This is a genomic window from Cloacibacillus sp. (assembly GCA_036655895.1).
In the GTDB taxonomy this organism is placed as follows: domain Bacteria; phylum Synergistota; class Synergistia; order Synergistales; family Synergistaceae; genus JAVVPF01.
In genome coordinates this window covers 1-16,503 of sequence record JAVVPF010000016.1, presented here as the reverse complement: position 1 = coordinate 16,503, position 16,503 = coordinate 1, and the positions used below count along the sequence as shown (strand labels likewise).

At 53.0% G+C, this 16,503-nt stretch carries 13 protein-coding genes; 6 read left to right on the top strand and 7 right to left on the bottom strand.

Annotated elements, in window-relative coordinates:
- The first annotated feature begins 8 nt into the window (after positions 1-8).
- The 5 genes from whiA to tpiA all read left to right on the top strand — a co-directional run bounded on the left by whiA (position 9) and on the right by tpiA (position 6,097).
- Positions 9-929: a DNA-binding protein WhiA gene (whiA, locus tag RRY12_06540; protein MEG2184318.1), complete on the top strand. Its 921-nt coding sequence runs from the start codon at positions 9-11 to the stop codon at positions 927-929.
- On the top strand, positions 904-2,877 hold the full coding sequence (locus tag RRY12_06535) for an amylo-alpha-1,6-glucosidase (protein MEG2184317.1): 1,974 nt from the start codon (positions 904-906) through the stop codon (positions 2,875-2,877). Before whiA ends, RRY12_06535 begins: the two co-directional genes overlap by 26 nt.
- A gap of 151 nt (positions 2,878-3,028) precedes the next feature.
- A complete protein-coding gene (gap, locus tag RRY12_06530; GenBank protein ID MEG2184316.1) occupies positions 3,029-4,048 on the top strand; it encodes a type I glyceraldehyde-3-phosphate dehydrogenase in 1,020 nt (339 codons plus the stop codon).
- Between the two features lie 3 nt (positions 4,049-4,051).
- The gene (locus RRY12_06525) at positions 4,052-5,242 is read left to right on the top strand and encodes a phosphoglycerate kinase (protein ID MEG2184315.1); all 1,191 of its coding nucleotides are present in this window, start codon (positions 4,052-4,054) and stop codon (positions 5,240-5,242) included.
- 69 nt (positions 5,243-5,311) lie between these two features.
- Positions 5,312-6,097, top strand: a complete 786-nt coding sequence (tpiA, locus tag RRY12_06520) for a triose-phosphate isomerase (GenBank protein MEG2184314.1) — start codon at positions 5,312-5,314, stop codon at positions 6,095-6,097.
- Positions 6,098-6,491: 394 nt separating this feature from the next.
- Here tpiA and RRY12_06515 read toward each other — a convergent pair whose 3' ends face one another.
- The 7 genes from RRY12_06515 to rplU all read right to left on the bottom strand — a co-directional run bounded on the left by RRY12_06515 (position 6,492) and on the right by rplU (position 11,564).
- Entirely contained in the window at positions 6,492-6,863 is a 372-nt protein-coding gene (locus RRY12_06515; GenBank protein ID MEG2184313.1) for an HIT family protein, read from the bottom strand.
- 3 nt (positions 6,864-6,866) lie between these two features.
- Positions 6,867-7,232: a ribosome silencing factor gene (gene rsfS / locus RRY12_06510; protein ID MEG2184312.1), complete on the bottom strand. Its 366-nt coding sequence runs from the start codon at positions 7,230-7,232 to the stop codon at positions 6,867-6,869.
- Between the two features lie 5 nt (positions 7,233-7,237).
- Positions 7,238-8,692 (bottom strand): LCP family protein, encoded by a 1,455-nt coding sequence (locus tag RRY12_06505; protein ID MEG2184311.1) that lies wholly within the window; start codon positions 8,690-8,692, stop codon positions 7,238-7,240.
- 15 nt (positions 8,693-8,707) lie between these two features.
- Positions 8,708-9,319, bottom strand: a complete 612-nt coding sequence (nadD, locus tag RRY12_06500) for a nicotinate-nucleotide adenylyltransferase (GenBank protein ID MEG2184310.1) — start codon at positions 9,317-9,319, stop codon at positions 8,708-8,710.
- A 23-nt stretch (positions 9,320-9,342) separates the two neighbouring features.
- The gene (gene obgE / locus RRY12_06495; GenBank protein ID MEG2184309.1) at positions 9,343-10,833 is read right to left on the bottom strand and encodes a GTPase ObgE; all 1,491 of its coding nucleotides are present in this window, start codon (positions 10,831-10,833) and stop codon (positions 9,343-9,345) included.
- 134 nt (positions 10,834-10,967) lie between these two features.
- Positions 10,968-11,225 (bottom strand): 50S ribosomal protein L27, encoded by a 258-nt coding sequence (gene rpmA, locus RRY12_06490; GenBank protein ID MEG2184308.1) that lies wholly within the window; start codon positions 11,223-11,225, stop codon positions 10,968-10,970.
- 27 nt (positions 11,226-11,252) lie between these two features.
- Complete coding sequence (gene rplU / locus RRY12_06485; protein MEG2184307.1) at positions 11,253-11,564, bottom strand: 50S ribosomal protein L21; 312 nt, start codon at positions 11,562-11,564, stop codon at positions 11,253-11,255.
- Positions 11,565-12,366: 802 nt separating this feature from the next.
- Between rplU and RRY12_06480 the strand changes: the two genes are divergently transcribed.
- Positions 12,367-16,503, top strand: a 4,137-nt coding sequence (locus tag RRY12_06480; GenBank protein ID MEG2184306.1) for a hypothetical protein, incomplete at its 3' end; no start/stop codon positions are given.

Here is a 16,503-nt window from a genome sequence, read left to right as displayed (position 1 = left end):
GCGCGGCTGTGATAGAGGGGCTTAACCATACAATATGGGACGAATGGAGCGGACTTGCGGCCGCAGACCCAGTCTGTGACGAAATAGCTGGAATAATTGACGGGCTGAGCTATAATGTAGAGGGTGACGATTATTACTTCACCTCGTCGAGGCTCTTCGCCGTGCGCAGGCTCATGCGTCTTTGGAGCGACTCGAAATGGAAGGAAAGCGAAGGGGAGAACGCCGGCATCCGGCTTATCCATACGCAGCAGAAGGGGCGCATAGTATTTGCGCTCAGAAAACGCACCGCGCTTGAGATATTTTCCGTCACTCAGTCGATGTCCAAGCGCACAAGAAACTGGAGCTGGGTCCGCGGCCTTTTCGGAAGCTGCGGCGCGCTGTATATCCCAAAGGCCGGCTACTATCTCGTGCTGAGGCCGCCTTCGGGCAACGGTTCTGCCGAGAGGATACGCGCGATTTTAAAATCCTGCGGCTTCACGGTGGGGCTTAGGAAAAAGCTTGGCGGTCAGGAGCTGATGCTGCGCGACCAGCAGCAGATAGTGACTCTGCTTTCGCGCATAGGGCTCGTCAAGACGGCTCTTTCGCTTGAAGAGACGGCCATATACCGCTCCATGCGCAACCACGCGAACAAGCTGGTCAACTGCGACGCGGCCAATATCAACAAAAGCCTCGAAGCTGCGCGCAGCCAGATGAAGCTTATACGCCAGATGGAGGACATGGGCATGGTCGACGAGCTCCCAGCTCCGCTTAGGGAACTTATATACGCGCGCAAAAGAAATCCGAGCATATCTTTAAAAGAACTTGGGCAAAATTTACCGCGACCAATTAGCAAAAGTACGGTAGAATATAGGTGGCGGAAGTTAGAAGCAATGCTAAAAAAGCAATCAAAGGGGGATGAAGCCAATGTACTTAGGAAAGGCAGACGTTAACACCTATGACAAAGGCGCCGGAAGGGAGTTCCTTATCTCGAATGGACGCGGAAATTATGGGTTTTCCACTGTAATAGGCGCGAACACAAGAAGGGAACATGGTCTTCTCGTCGCCAGGCCGGAGGATGGCAAGCAGCACTCAGTTTTAGTGAGCAAAATAGAAGAGACGCTGTTTGACCACAACAAGAAATACCAGTTGTCCACAAATCGCTACAAAGATCTGGTTTATCCTGACGGCTACAGATATCTGCAGGAATACCAGGGAAATCCATTCCCAAGCATGTTGTTTGTAATCCATAGTATCCTCCTCAAAAAGTCCATATTCATGCCTCACGGAAAAGAATGCACAGTGGTAAAATACGAACTTCTTGCCGCGCCCGACAAGGTACGTCTTGATCTGCGCCCGCTCTTCGCGCACAGAAAAAGCGACGAGGTCTGCTCCGAATCCACAAGGAACGAATTCAGCGTCTCCGCCGTGAACGAACACAGCATCAGCGTCACAGGCAGAGCAAATACAAGCTGCTGCTCAGTCACCGGCGGTATGTGGTCGCTGAAGCCCCTGTGGTTTGAAAACCTCATCTACGAACAGGACGACCGTCCAGAATCTCAGTCCGTAGACCACCTCTGGTCGCCCGGATATATCACAAACGAAATTTCAGAGGGCGACGTAGTTTATGTCGTTCTTTCCGAGAAACCGCAGAGCTTCACCGCGAAAGAGCTTGCGGCGATGGAAAAAGAGGCTGTGGACCGTTTTGAAAACATCCTCGAAGAGTCCAACCTCCCCGCCAACAGCAGCGCGGAGCAGGATATGATAGCCGCCTCCTACAATCTGGTGGACGACCGTCCAGAAAGCGCGGCTCCAATATATACCGGATACCCCTCGGCCGACGTCAAGGGCCGCGACACCTTCATCGCGCTTCCCGGACTTCTTCTTGCCACAGGCAGAGAAGAGACGGCTGCCAAAACTCTCAAATTCTGGCTTGAAATAGCGGAAAAAAGCGGCTGGGTGATGCCGGAAAAAATAGCGGACGACGGATCGAATATCTTCGGCGCGATAGACAACGGACTTTGGTTCGTCTACGCCGTGGATAAATATCTTAGCCACGTGCCCGACGCGCCTGATGGAAAAGAGCTGTACGCCGCCGTCAAAAACATAACTGAAAAATATCTGGCGGGCGCCGCGGAAATAGATACGGAATGCACGCCGAACATGCTCCTCAAACTTACCTCCGACAACCCCGCGAGGCAGTGGATGAACGCCGTAGCGGGCGACGAGGTCGTAGTGCGCCGCAAAGGCTATCTCGTAGGCGTAAACGCCCTGTGGTACAACGCACTGCGCACCGCGGAAAAATACGCCGCGAAGTACAAAGATGCGGAAAGCGCCGCGAAGTTCGGAGCGGCGGCCGAGAAATGCGCAAAGGCCTTCAACGACACCTTCTGGAGCTTCGACATGAACGGGCTCTACGACAGCGTGGACGCTGAGACCTTCAAAAACGACACGGCCATCCGTCCCAACCAGATACTTGCCGCGTCGCTTCCGTTCAGCGCGCTTTCCCCCGAAGCCGCGCAGAAGGTCGTTCGCCTTTGCTGGAACGAGCTTTACACGACCTACGGGCTTCGCACGCTCGAGCCGCGTCACGATAAATTCAAGGGACGTTCCGAGGGACGCATCGACCAGCGTCTTAAGGCGCGTTTTCGCGGGATGGCGTGGCCTTGGCTTTTGGGGCAGTTTATTACGGCCTACCTCAAATACAATCCGTCACGTAAAGACCTTGGATGGATATTCATGCGCCCGTTCAACTCGCATCTGCGTCACGGATGCCTTGGCGGCGTAGCGGAAGTATTTGACGGCATCATGCCGTACAGACCGCACGGAGATGTCCTGAGCGCCATATCTCTTGGAGAGATGCTGCGCGTTCTTCACGAAAATCTCGAAACGGAGCAATAAAAAAGCGTAAAATTGATGAAAACCGACGAAATTGTCGATTTCATTTGACATATTTCGAATATAGTAGCAAAATCATAAAAGAGGGATAAATTATACGTTTATCCCTCTTTTCACAAACTATTGGCGTAAAAATTTTAAGGAGGCACTTACAATGGCTAAGTACAAGGTTGCAATCAACGGGTTTGGACGTATAGGACGTCTTTCACTCCGCGCGTTTTTCACGAACGGGAAAGAGAATGAATTTGAAATCGTAGCAATAAACGACCTGACACCGCCGGCATCTCTTGCATATCTGCTTAAGTACGACTCAGTATTCCACCGTTTCCCCGGTGAAGTCTCAGTAGACGGCGATTACCTCATAGTCAATGGCCAGCGTATCAAGGCGCTTGCCGAACCGGATCCCTCAAAGCTTCCCTGGAAAGAGATGGGGGTAGACCTCGTCATCGAATCCACGGGACGCTACACAGACGCAAATCAGGCGAAAGCCCACATCGAAGCCGGAGCAAAGAAAGTTATAATCTCGGCTCCCGCGAAGAACCAGGACGCCACGATAGTCATGGGCGTCAATGAAGGCGTTTATGATCCCGCAAAAGACAACATCATCTCCAACGCCTCATGCACGACGAACTGCCTCGCCCCCGTATGCAAAGTCCTCCAGGACAAGTTCGGCATCAAAGAGGGCCTTATGAACACGATCCATTCCTACACCAACGACCAGAAGACGCTCGACTTCCCGCAGAAGAACCTCTCACGCGGAAGAGCGGCCGCGCTTTCAATCATCCCGACCAGCACTGGAGCCGCGAAAGCCATCTCCGAAGTAATGCCGGAACTTAAAGGCAAACTGAACGGATTCGCGCTTCGCGTCCCAACGCCCGACGTATCAGTCGTGGACCTCACCGTGATGCTTGAGAAGCCAGCCACAGCCGAAGAGGTAAACAACGCAATGAAGGAAGCCGCCGAAGGCGCGCTTAAGGGAATACTTGAATACGAACCCGAAGACCTCGTCTCGATGGACTTCGTAGGCGATACCCACTCGTCGATATTTGCGCCTATGCACACAATGGTAATGGGCGACAAAATGGTAAAGATACTCTCCTGGTACGACAACGAGTGCGGATACAGCAACAGAGTCATCGACCTCGCGAACTACATCTTCAAAAAGGGGCTGTAGGCGATGCGCCTGAAGACCTTTTCGCCATCTGACGTATCCGGTAAAAAGGTCCTGGTAAGGGTGGACTTCAACGTCCCCCTTGCCGACGGTAAAGTGAGCGACGATACCCGCGTAAAAGCCCATCTTGCTACGCTGCGCGCGCTTATAGAGGCAGGCGCTAAGGTGGCGCTCGTTTCGCATCTCGGCAGGCCGAAGGGCGCAGTCAACATGAAATACACGCTCGCGCCCGTAGCCGCTGTGCTTGAAAAGCTGACCGGATGGCAGGTGCGTTTTGTTCCCGACTGCGTTGGTTCCGCAGTAGACGACGCGGTGCGCGGCTGGAAGGATAACGAGGTGCTGCTCCTTGAGAACCTCCGCTTCCACCCAGAAGAGGAAAAAAACGACGCCGGATTTGCCAAAGAGCTGACCAAGAACTTTGACGTTTTCGTAATGGACGCCTTCAGCGCCTCGCACAGGGCGCACGCCTCGACGAGAGCTGCGGCGGAGCTTCTGCCTTCCTATTCAGGAAAGCTGATCGAAAGAGAGATAGAGATGCTCTCTGCGGCTCGCGACAACCCTCAAAAGCCTTTTGTGCTCATATTGGGCGGCGCCAAAGTCTCTGATAAAATAGCCGTGGTGGAGAACATGCTCCACAAAGCCGACACGATACTAGTGGGAGGCGGCATGGCCTTTACATTCCTAAAGGCGCGCGGACTCTGCATAGGCAAATCTCTCTGCGAAGAGGAAAAGCTTGATTTCGCGGCAAAAATGCTCAAGGACGCTGAAAAACTCGGCGTAAGGATACTGCTTCCTACGGACGTGATAACCGCACCCGAGTTCAAAGCTGACGCCCCCGCTGCGACGGTGGCCGCAGAGAGCATCCCGGCGGATCAGATGGGTCTGGACATCGGCCCTGAGACGGCGCGCAGCTTTGCCGCGGAGATACTGGCCGCGCGTACTGTGCTTTGGAACGGTCCGATGGGCGTCTTTGAAATGCCGGCCTTTGCCGCCGGTACAATGGCTGTAGCTCAGGCTCTTGTTGAGGCCACTCAAAAAGGCGCCCTCACAGTTGTCGGCGGGGGAGACTCCGCCGCGGCCATAGCGCAGTTTAAAATGGAAGACAAGGTTTCACATGTCTCAACCGGCGGAGGCGCTAGCCTTGAGTTCTTTGAAGGCAAAAGCCTTCCCGGAATAGAGCCTTACGTAATAGCCTAACTATCCATCACTTAAAATAGAAACGGGCGGATTTTTTGATCCGTCCGTTTTGTTAAAGAGGGGAATACTATGCGCAGAAAATTTATAGCAGGAAACTGGAAAATGTTCAACGGGCCCGCGGCCACAAGTGAATTTCTTAACAAGTTTAAAGAGGAGATAGCAGCCTCAAAAGAGGTCCAGGAGGCCGTTTCAGAGGGCAAGGAAGAGATAGCCTTCTTTGTGCCCGCTATATCGCTGCTTTCCGCCGCCACAGGCGCAAAGGAGATGCCAGTCATAATCGGCGCGCAAAACACTCACTGGGAGAAAAACGGAGCCTTCACGGGCGAAATATCCGTTCCGATGATCACCGAGGTCGGCGCGACGCATGTGCTTATAGGACACAGCGAAAGACGTCACATCTTCCGCGAAATAGACGAAGAACTTAACAAAAAGATGCACGCGGCGCTTGACGGCGGCCTTACAGCGGTGCTTTGCGTAGGCGAAACTCTTGAAGAGCGCGAGGCGGGCAAGGCGCACGACGTCATAAAAAAGCAGTTCTGCTGCGGCCTTAAAGACATAGACGAACACACTCTGGCCAAGAAGGTAATTATAGCCTATGAGCCTGTGTGGGCCATCGGCACGGGCAAAACGGCAAGCAGCGAGGACGCTGAAGCGATATGCGGCTTCATACGCGCGCTGGCCGCTGAAAACTTCGACGATAAGACGGCCGAAGCCCTGATCATTCTGTACGGCGGAAGCGTCAAGCCGGAAAACACGGCAGGTATAATGTCCCAGCGCGACATCGACGGAGTCCTCGTAGGCGGCGCGTCACTCAAGCCCGAGGTCTTCATCGACATAGTAAAGAACGCTCTGTAATAGAACAAGCGATTAATAAAATAACAGAGTCCGCGATTTCTTTTGAGATAAGCGCGGACTCTGTTATTTATTTTGTGATTTACGACTGATAATATGACGTATAAAACAACAAAGCGTCTTTGTTAAAAAAGGCTGAAAAATCGTCGAAAGCCCTCTCAAAAGGCCAAAAATCAGTTTTCGGAAGGGGCTTGTATAACATAAGATAAATTATAGGACATTATATTATTTCCACTTCCCCGCACAGAGCGCGCCTGTAAAACTTGAACAAACTAGAAAAATCTAGAAAAAAAAGATATCCGAAGCTTACTCGGATATCTTTTTTCAATATTTATTTACAACGCTGAGCTTTTATAAAACTGAGCGCTAGAAAGATGAAGAATTTTTGTGAGGCGCTTTATTGTTTTGTGTAAAACATTTTTTCTGGTATGACGCCGCGCACTCCGCCTAACGGCGACTTCGTGTCTCCTTTGAATCTGGGTATCAGGTGCATGTGTACGTGCATCACAGACTGTCCTGCGCATTCGTTGCAGTTGACTCCGACGTTGTATCCGTCCGGCTTATATTTTTCGTCCAGTATTTCTTTGCATTTGTGAAGAAGCTCCATCATCGCCGCCTCTTCCTCTTTTGTCAGTTCAAAGAAGTTCTGTACGTGGCGCTTTGCGATGATGAGCATGTGTCCCGGACTGACCGGCATTGCGTCAAAGACCGCGTAAGCGAGGTCGTTTGCGGCTGCATGATCTTTTAATTTACAGAAGATGCAGTCCATACGTTAATCGTCCTGGTCGTGGAATCTCTTTGTAGGCGCGTCGCCCCAGAGTGAATCAAGCCTGTAAAAGTCGCGGCCTTCGCGGCTTAATATGTTTACTATAAGGTTTCCAGCGTCGATGAGCGTCCATTTTGTGCTGCCTTCGCCCTCGACTCTGTATGTGATGCCCATTTTGTCCAGCGCCTCTTCGGCTGTGTCTTTGAGGGTCCTGCCGTGTATGTCCGAGCGCGAGACTGCGACTATGAAGATGTCCGCAAAGCCCGATAACTGGCTTAGGTCGTGGACCGACACCTCAAGCGCGTGCTTGTCGAGCAGCGCATCTACTATAGGTTTGTATTGTTCTAAAAAATCATCGTTGTGTTGTGTCATAAAAGTTATCCCTCCTGGTTTGTCTTTTTCTGAGTTGAAATTTTCAGCATGTCGTCCAAAATAACGACAAGCTTTTTGTAATCGTGCCCCGCTATTATCGACGCATAGAAGGCCTGGTTGCTGGGCCTCACAAGGTTTTTAGGTACCTGAAGCAGGCTTCCCAATATCGTTGCCGTTTTTACGACGCCCGGCGCCGCCTTCGTCGGATAGATGACGTTGCAGTGCTGATAGTCAAAGTGTTTCGCGTTTCCGGAATACGTGACGTCTACTCCAAGCTGCTGGAGCCTTGTGGAGATTTCCGAGCTGACGCCGTTCTTCCCTGTTCCGTTGAGCACCGCGACCGATTCAGGCATTGATTGGATGATAGCAATTATATCTTCTTTTGTCATCTGCTTTGTCTGCGCTTCCTGCTTGCCGGGAGCCGGAGCGCCTTTGTCCGCCGACGCTGCGGCCGCTTTGTTCTTTGTTCCGTCGTCAAGTTCGTCAAGCGCGTTTGAGAAATGTACCTGACGCTTGCCCTTCCCCACGTTTTCCGTGATGTCTCCTGAGATCAGTTCGGCAATAGGCGCGTTGATGAAGGCGTGCGCCGATTTTACGTCGCCAACCCAGTAACTGAGCCTGTTTATCATGGCGGGTTCGCCGTGGAGCGTCGAGAAGTACATGTTGTCGCGGCCAAGTTCGTTCTGGACGAAGCCGGCAAGCTGTACGGCAAGCGTGGGCGACATGTCGGTTTTAAATATCTTCATGGCCTGTGTGGCAAGCTCCGGGAACTTTATGATGACTCTGGGGTCGTAGGCCTTTTTGATCAGCGCCTTTATGAACTGCTGCTGTCTTTGGATGCGTCCGATGTCGCCGAGCGCGTCTTTTCTGAAGCGGACGAAGTGCAGGGCGGTCGTCCCGTTCAGCACCTGCTTGCCGGGCTGGATATTGATGTCAAGCTTGCCGGCGCGGTCGACGTAGCGCATTCTTTTTTGGACGTCCACCTCTACCCCGCCCAGCATGTCTACAAACTCGGGAAAGCTGTCATAGTCAACAACTACGGTGTACAGGATAGGCTCGTCAAGGTATTTTTCAACTGTGGCCTTCATGAGGTCCGGCCCGCCGAATGCAAAGGCGTGGTTCAGCTTCTGCGTGCCGTGGTGCGGTATCTCCACCCTTGTGTCGCGCGGCAGCGACATGACCCTCATGTTTTTGTCGTCTATGTCGATGGTTATGAAGAGGATGGTGTCGGATCTCCTAGAGCCTTCGACGTCGTCTTCCCCCATCAAAAGGATGTTGAATTTCCCCTGGTCTTTTAAGGCTGTGTAGTTGGCGCTCTCTTTATTGATGTCTTTTTCGAGAGCGCTTTTGATGTCGCCGCCCTTTGCATGCCACGCGAAGTAGAGCCTGAGCCCGGCTCCCGCGGTTACGGCGAATAGGCCGAGTATAACAACCAGCATAATTGTTTTGTAACGCTTCAAAAGTACTCCTCCGTCTTAGTTCTGATAAAGGGATTTTTTCATTATGTACTGTTCCACGGCGGGCGGGACCATAAAGCGGATGCTTCTGTTCTGCCTTATCCGTTCCCGCAGCTCTGTGCTGGAAATAGCGAGCAGCGGTATCTCAAGCGGGATTATCTTTGCCTGCATCTCAAGCGGCAGTTCTTCCATCCTTTTCCTGGTGTAACCGTGACGGCTCACGGCTACAAACTGGCACATGTCCATCAATATTTCCGGGTTTTTCCATGTCACGATGTCCAGGACGGCGTCCAGTCCTGTGATGAAGTAAAATTTGGCGCCGTTATATTCCGGCATGGCTTTGAGTTCACGCAGCGTGTCTATCGTGTAGCTGGCGCCGTTTCTGTCTCTCTCAACGCGCGAAACGCTGAAAAAGGGGCAGCTTACTGTGGCAAGTTCCGTCATAATGAAGCGGTCTTCTGCGGAGGTCACCTTTTTGTCGGCTTTGTGCGGCGGCTGTCCCGTGGGAACGAATATGACCTCGGAAAGGCCAAAAGCGGCCCTCGCTTCGTCAGCGGCCAAAAGATGCCCATAGTGGATCGGGTCGAACGTTCCCCCCATTATGCCGATCTTTCGAATTTCTTCGGTCATATCCATTGCTCCCATTCAGTTATTTATTGGTCCTGCGTTTCTGCGTTTGCGGCCTCTGCTTCGTCTTCCTGCACGGCGTCGTTTTCCGATGCTCCGTCTTCTGTATCGGCTTCGTTTCCTGATTCCGTCTGGCAGAGGGCTTCCTGCGCGCCGTCGTCTGTGTCGGCATCGTCGTAGTCCGTCTCGTCCGCCGGCATTTCTTCGGGATAATAGTCGGGATAGAAGTTAAATTCTTTGTACCCGATTGCTACCGCATCTCCCGGTATGGCGCCCGCCGCGGCGAGCAGCTCTTCTACTTTGAACTTGCGAAGCAGCCTTGTAAAGCGCGCCGCGTTCTCTTCCTGGCTGAAGTCGTAGCGTTCCGCCGCCTCTTCGAGCTGATGGTGCATGACCCTGAAGCCGCCGCCGTGGAGTGTGATTATCTGTATTTTGTTGCGCCTTCTTACCGGCGTCTTTTCCGGAGTTCTTTCTTCGAGCGCAAAGAGCCTCACGTTGCTTTCGGGGCGCGGATGCTCGTTTGTAAACGAGATTATCTCTTTTACAAGCTGCGGTATCCCCTCTTCGGTAAGCGCGCTTGAGGCTATGAGCCTTACTCCGAGGTTCGCGAAATGGGCCGTCAGCTTTTCAACGAGCTGGTGTGCCGTGTCATCGTCTACTTCGTCGAGCTTGTTTGCCGCGACGAAATATGGGCGCTCTTCCATCTCTGGATCGTAGCTCTTCATTTCATTCCGAACGATCTCAAAGTCTTTGATTATTGTATCATAATCTCCGCTTTCAAGGCTCAAAACATGGATAAGAAGGCGCGTGCGGTCCACGTGGCGCAGAAATTCGAGGCCGAGGCCCTTGTTCTCCGAGGCGCCCTCGATGAGGCCGGGGATGTCGGCTATGACGATGTTTTCATCGCCGGTATTCAGAACGCCCAGGTTGGGCGAAAGCGTCGTGAAGGGATAGTTCGCTATCTTCGGCTGCGCGTTGGATATGGCGGCAAGAATGCTTGATTTGCCGACGTTGGGAAGTCCTATCAGCCCTACGTCCGCTATGAGGCGCAGCTCAAGGCGCAGCTTCACCTCTTCCCCGAGACGCCCCTCTTCGCTGAAACGCGGCGCTTTGCGCGCCGAGCTTGCGAAGTATCTGTTTCCGCGCCCTCCGCGTCCGCCGCGCGCGGCCATAAAGCGGTCGTGCGGCTCAACGAGGTCCGCGTAGCCTTCGTTTGTCTCCGCGTCGTAGATGACCGTTCCGCATGGAACGTAGATTATTTTATCTTCGCCGGCGGAGCCGTTTCTCATGGAGCCTTTGCCGTGCCCGCCGTTTTCTCCCCGTATATGATGCATATACTCAAGGTCGGCTAAGGTCTGCAGGTTGTTTGTAGCTTCAAATATGACGCTGCCGCCGCGTCCTCCGTTTCCGCCGTCCGGTCCTCCGTTTGGCTTGAACCGTTCGCGCAGAAAGCTCATGCATCCGTTTCCGCCGCGTCCGGCCTTGATGGACATACGCATTGAGTCGATAAATTTCATAGCTTCACCTCATTTCATAAAAATCTATAGTATCATAATCCTAATTTACCTAAAAAGCGTCCGGTAAATATCAGAAAAAAAGAGGGCCTGCTCCGATTGAGGGCCCCCTGTACAATAGTCTTGTTAAACTGTTATTAGAGTGATTCAGGCTCGATGGTTACGTATTTGCGGTCAGCCTTTGTCAGGAAACGAACCTTGCCGGGGACGAGCGCGAAGATAGTGAAGTCGCGGCCAAGTCCTGTGTGCTGTCCGGGGTGGAACTTAGTGCCCCTCTGACGCACGATTATTGTGCCCGCGTTTACAAAAGAGCCGTCGCCGCGCTTTACGCCAAGATATTTAGGCTGACTGTCGCGACCGTTGGTTGAACTTCCTTGTCCTTTTTTATGTGCCATAATCAGGTATCCTCCTTGTGTAGAAAACTAACCGTTTACTGATTCGATCTGAATGAGCGTGTACTGCTGACGGTGACCGCGGAATTTGCGGTAGTTCTTCTTTCTGCGGTACTTGAAGACGATGACTTTGTCATCCTTTCCGCTTTCGAGAACCTTTGCCGTTACCGAAGCTCCGTCCACATAAGGAGCGCCGATTACCGCGCCGTCGTCTTTGCCGAGGAGAATTACCTTGTCAAACGCTACCTGTGCTCCGTCTTCAGCATGGATCTTTTCCATTCTGAACTTGTCGCCCTCTGTGACTCTGTACTGCTTACCGCCCTGTTCGATTACTGCATACATACTTATCAATACCCTCCTCCGCTGTGTGTCAGGCAGCCCTATGGCTTTTAAGGCCCGCACCAAGCGTATTCTAGAACCTCGTAATTATAGGCATAAAGATACGACCTGTCAATGGCTCTCGCCGACCGCCCCCGGCGTTTCTGTGTAGGTTTGTCAAACCTCTGTTACACGGCAACCAAAAAAGCCTTCTATATATAATAATATAAATATAATAATATAATATATTTTTTTGATTCGCCGGTTTCTTCCTTGTCAATCCCCTTTTCTCGGTACGCGATAAAGTGCAGCGATGCTTCTTGAGTACCCGCGATCTCCCAGCTTTGCCCAAAGGACCACAAGGCCGCATTGTTGACTTCGTCTGCACATGTTTTACAGGACGATGAAAAGTGACATAGTTTCAGACGATTTAAGGCTCGTTTGAGTGACATTTTCTCATACATTTGAGACTGGATTGGCGCTTTACTGTGTTGCCGCTCTGGCGCGCAGCGCGGATTCTGAAAATACCGCCCGCCGCTCGCGGCGAGCCTTCCAGTATTAGGTGGATAAAATAAGGTTTTGCATGCCGTGCGGTACTGGTGCGTCCTTGTGTGTAATATTTCGTGCAAATGGCATTGCCAATTGTAATAACGTGCAATAAAATGCGCACAACGGCCGAAATTTATATTATAATAAGCGGATAATAGTAAACGCGGTTACAAAACAAAAGCTATCTTTTTGCCCATATTTTATTACGCTGTTCTCGAAGGTATGCTGCGCCAAGGCGCGGTATACAAGACAAAGAACGGTGGAGGAGGATGTTGCGATGTTGTCTGGTTTGAAGAAGTGGAACTTCCCCGCAGCGAAACGTCTGGGGACATGGTTTGGCGCGTTGTTTTTCTCTTTTGTGATTTTAGCTGCCGTCTGCGTGGCCTCGGATATTACCGGCCTTCCCACAGAGCTGCAGGTCGACCCGATGAACGGAGCCTGGAAGTCGAGGATACTGCCGCATCATAGGCTGCTCGTCTCCTACCGCGACGCGGCATTCAACATCAAGACCTTCGTCGGCTCGAAGGAAGATGACAAAGGAAAGCTGAGCGTCTTTTCCCCAAGTGCCGGAAACGAAGAACATGTCAGAATGGCTGTAGAATACGGAGCGGGCGACTCTAATAATTACATCTTCGCCTCCTCCGTAGCCGAAGGAACGGCTCCGGTGAAGACGGTGACGCTCTCTGCGGATCAAGCGTTCTACGGCGTCACTACGTTTACAGGAGTGCCGCAGAACGTGCTCGTCACCTCCTATCTGGTGCGGCACAACGGCGGGACAAACAGTATCTGGCTTGACATGTGGGCTGACGGGAAAAACCTTGGCCTATACCATTTGCCCGAGCATCTGTATTCCCCCGTATACCAGTTTAAGTACAACCGCGACGGTATTATGGGCGACGCCCCCGCGCTCGACCAGAACACCGCGCACGACCTGGTCGCCTCTGACTGGAACGGCGACGGCTATACGGATTATGCCCTCACCTATGTGAAGAACAAAGACAAGCCGCTCGTGAAGATACTGCTTGTCGACGGCAAGTCGCTCTACAACTACATGTCGACGGGCTCTGGCGACGTCATCACTACGGAAGTCAACGGCAGCGAAAGCAGCATCCTCGCCACCGGCAGCAGCGTAGTCGGCGGCCAGTCCGGCGTTACGCCAGCAAACAGCATCCGTATGACGAAGGGCGACTTTGACGGCGATGGACGCGACGAGATCGCCATCTATTACACGCTCATCCACGGTGGCGGCGCCAACCAGAGCCGCGCCAACCAGCTTGAGATATACCGCGTGAATTATGATATTGAGAAGGGTTATCAGGGGGAGTGCGTCTACAACACTCAAAACATGGCGGACGGCAGCAGCTTCCTGCAGCATAACAGCGTCGGTCTTGCGGCGGGCGACATCAACGGCGATGGCAGTGACGAACTTGTCTATATCCATGCCGATTCACCGAGCGTTACCGACAAAGATTCCTATGTATATATGAGCATTTGTTCGCTGAAAAAAAACAAAAAAGACAATAAAGACAATAAAGGCTATACTTTGATCCGGCACGTCGACCGCAGTTTTCTGGGTAAGTTGGGTTTCTACCTTACAGACACGACCGCGTGGAGTTCTGTGCCCTCCATCGAGGTCAAGATAGCCGACTTTGACGGAGACAGCTTGGGCGAGCTTGTCTGGTCTACTGGCACGGGCGACGGAGGCACCGATCTCAAGCTCTGGGTGCATGACTGGGATATCACACAGGGCGGGGCTATTGCCAACACGGGAACTAAGTATGAGTACAGCGCCACGAAATTAGGCTGGTGGCTCAATAAGCTCCACAAGCACCACAGCCTCGCGACGGGCCTCTTCAGTTACCCAACAAATGGTTCCCTTGTGCGGCATCAAATCGCGCTCGCTCACATGGGCAACGGGGAGAATGGTACTGCGAATATGGATTTCGGAATTCTCTCCTGGTCAAAGGATAAAGGCCTCTTGTCCCAGGTACATACCAGCTATAACAACGTCCAGATGGACGGCAATATGGGAGCCAGCGTCGCCGCCGTGGACTTATACGGCGAGAGCCTCGTGCTCGGCTCGCCGAGCGTGCTCACGGTGGAAGACAACATCGAACTCTCCATGGTGACGCAGGCGCCGCCCAAGCATTGGGATAAGGTTTCGGCCGCGGACAGCGAACTGCTCCCCCTCGCCGACGCAAGCGGCGACGTGACGCTTGATGCCTTCGCGCTCTTCCAAACGCAAGATTATTACACAGCGATGGCGCTCAATGACAGCTACGGTCAGGCCAGCACAACGACAAAGGTTTCCGAGGGCAACTTTGGTCTCGAAGGCTCCTATGCTTTGGAACGTAGAGAGGGTTTGCTGAAAAAAGCGTTCGCGAACAATAATGCACAGGACGATCCGCTACTGGACCTTGGCATGCAGTACTCAAGAAACGAGGTCCATAACCAAACGAAAAATTATGCGTCGAGTCTAAGCTTCGAAGTTAAATACAAGGCTGACAGGGATGACCAGATCTATTACAAGAGCAACAGCTACAATCTTTGCCGCTATCCTATCCTGCTGCCCGAATCGAAGCGTTATTCTACGACCTCTGACGACAAGACGGGGGAGATAGTATCCCTTCAGAACTATGTGCAGTACGTGGTGCCTACTACGACCGCTTCGGTCTTCACGCCGACGCCGGGGCGAAAAATTTCGTGGTATGAGCCGCTGCACGACACCTACAACCTCTTCACCTACCCCAAGCGGCTGGCCGACATAACAGGCTACCCGCAGGGTAAGGAGGCGAAGCTAGAAGCAGATAAATACGATCCGTGGGCCGATTTCAACGGCAAAATATTTGTCAGCGGCCAGAATAATCTAATCGGCAACTCCGATGCCAGCGAATTTACGATGAAGACGAGCGCATCTAGCGGCACTCAGGATTACGATTCGATCCGCCAAACAGCTGGGGGGCATGTCTATTTCCATCCTACCTTTGGCCACAATGATCGGCAGCACCTCAATATCGACCTCACCGGGGACTACGCGTGGGGCACCGACTCTACTACGACCGCCGACGCTTCAAAAATGCTCGATGTGACAATGTCCTGGCCAGGCGCGGTGAATTATACGCAGCACACGAAAGACTGGAGCGCGTCAGATATGCAGTTCTACGTGGATGCCGCCTATTTCACGCAGGACGACGGCGCGATTTGCGTCGGTTACGCGGTGCCCAAACTTAAGCAGGCCGGGAGCAAGATCTGGGGGCCGTCCAGCCCCTACGCCACACACCCCGATCCTGGGCTGCTGCTGCCCTTCCGATGGAATAACGATATTAAGAACGGAGGCGCGGCCGGACAGCCAGATTCCAAGGGCAACTACCTTCAGGAGAACCAAGACAAATATACGTCAAACCAGATGCGCGGCATAACCTTTATAAAATCTGACTCGACGGAGAGCGCCGTAACCGCCACCACTGGAGACGGTCTTTCGCCCAAACTGTTGGAGAAGGGGAAGGATTATAAGGTTAAGCTGCGCGTCATCAATTACAGTTTTGTAACAGCTGTTGGCGTAACGGTGAAATTCTACTTCCAGCCGTGGAACAATGAGAGCGGGACACGAAATTATCCCTCCACCGACCCTGCGCGCGACGGCTATAAGCCATTTGATTCCAAGACGCTGGGCGTAATATTGGGGCGTACTACGAACTTTGACACAGGGGACAACTGGGTCAACACCGAGGCCACCTTCCGCGCCCCCGATATAGAGGGACTAGGCTGGGTGCACGCCGTCGTCGAATGCAACGATAAAGAGCTCAGCACGAAGAACAATCACGGCTGGGTGCTGGTCGGCGCTTATGATCCGGCGCTCTTCAAGGGAGGCGCCTCGGGCAACACCGTTTCCAACGGCCCGGCTGCGGCGCAGGCTTCGCTGCCGGCCGCCGAGCGTCCCACTATCAGGGTCAAAGAGGTCAAGGTATATGAGATAAAGCGCGACGCCAGCGGCGACATCAGCTACGAGGAGACGAAGCTCGACGAACAGGCGCGCCACAAGCAGCTGCGGATCGACGCCACAGTGGGCTTCAGCGGAGGAAAGATCATCAGGGGCGGCAAAGAACGGCAGATAGCCTATGTACCGGCGCTGCGCTGCGCCCTCTTTGCCGGTAAGGGTGAGGATTCTGCCGCTATCCTCGGAGCCGCCGATCGGCCAGTGATGAAAGAGGGTCACGACTACACCTTCAGTTTCGTATACGACCCGTCGCAGTGTCCAACGGATAGCGGTGTGACGGTACGAGCTTTTTCGCCCTATCTCTCTCGCTCCGAGCAGGGCGACTCCACCAGCCAGTCGCAAGAGTTATGGAGGCCGCTTGACTCCTCCAGCGGCTCCGGCTGCAACGCCGGGTTCGCGGTGCTGTCGCTTCTGGCT

What these genes read in the sequence shown, in the direction of transcription:
- RRY12_06535 (MEG2184317.1), top strand. Translation starts at nt 904, where the DNA reads ATGTACTTAGGAAAGGCAGACGTTAACACCTATGACAAAGGCGCCGGA.
- rplU (MEG2184307.1), bottom strand. Translation starts at nt 11,564, where the DNA reads ATGTATGCAGTAATCGAACAGGGCGGTAAGCAGTACAGAGTCACAGAG.
- RRY12_06515 (MEG2184313.1), bottom strand. Translation starts at nt 6,863, where the DNA reads ATGGACTGCATCTTCTGTAAATTAAAAGATCATGCAGCCGCAAACGAC.
- obgE (MEG2184309.1), bottom strand. Translation starts at nt 10,833, where the DNA reads ATGAAATTTATCGACTCAATGCGTATGTCCATCAAGGCCGGACGCGGC.
- rsfS (MEG2184312.1), bottom strand. Translation starts at nt 7,232, where the DNA reads ATGACACAACACAACGATGATTTTTTAGAACAATACAAACCTATAGTA.
- rpmA (MEG2184308.1), bottom strand. Translation starts at nt 11,225, where the DNA reads ATGGCACATAAAAAAGGACAAGGAAGTTCAACCAACGGTCGCGACAGT.
- nadD (MEG2184310.1), bottom strand. Translation starts at nt 9,319, where the DNA reads ATGACCGAAGAAATTCGAAAGATCGGCATAATGGGGGGAACGTTCGAC.
- tpiA (MEG2184314.1), top strand. Translation starts at nt 5,312, where the DNA reads ATGCGCAGAAAATTTATAGCAGGAAACTGGAAAATGTTCAACGGGCCC.
- gap (MEG2184316.1), top strand. Translation starts at nt 3,029, where the DNA reads ATGGCTAAGTACAAGGTTGCAATCAACGGGTTTGGACGTATAGGACGT.
- RRY12_06525 (MEG2184315.1), top strand. Translation starts at nt 4,052, where the DNA reads ATGCGCCTGAAGACCTTTTCGCCATCTGACGTATCCGGTAAAAAGGTC.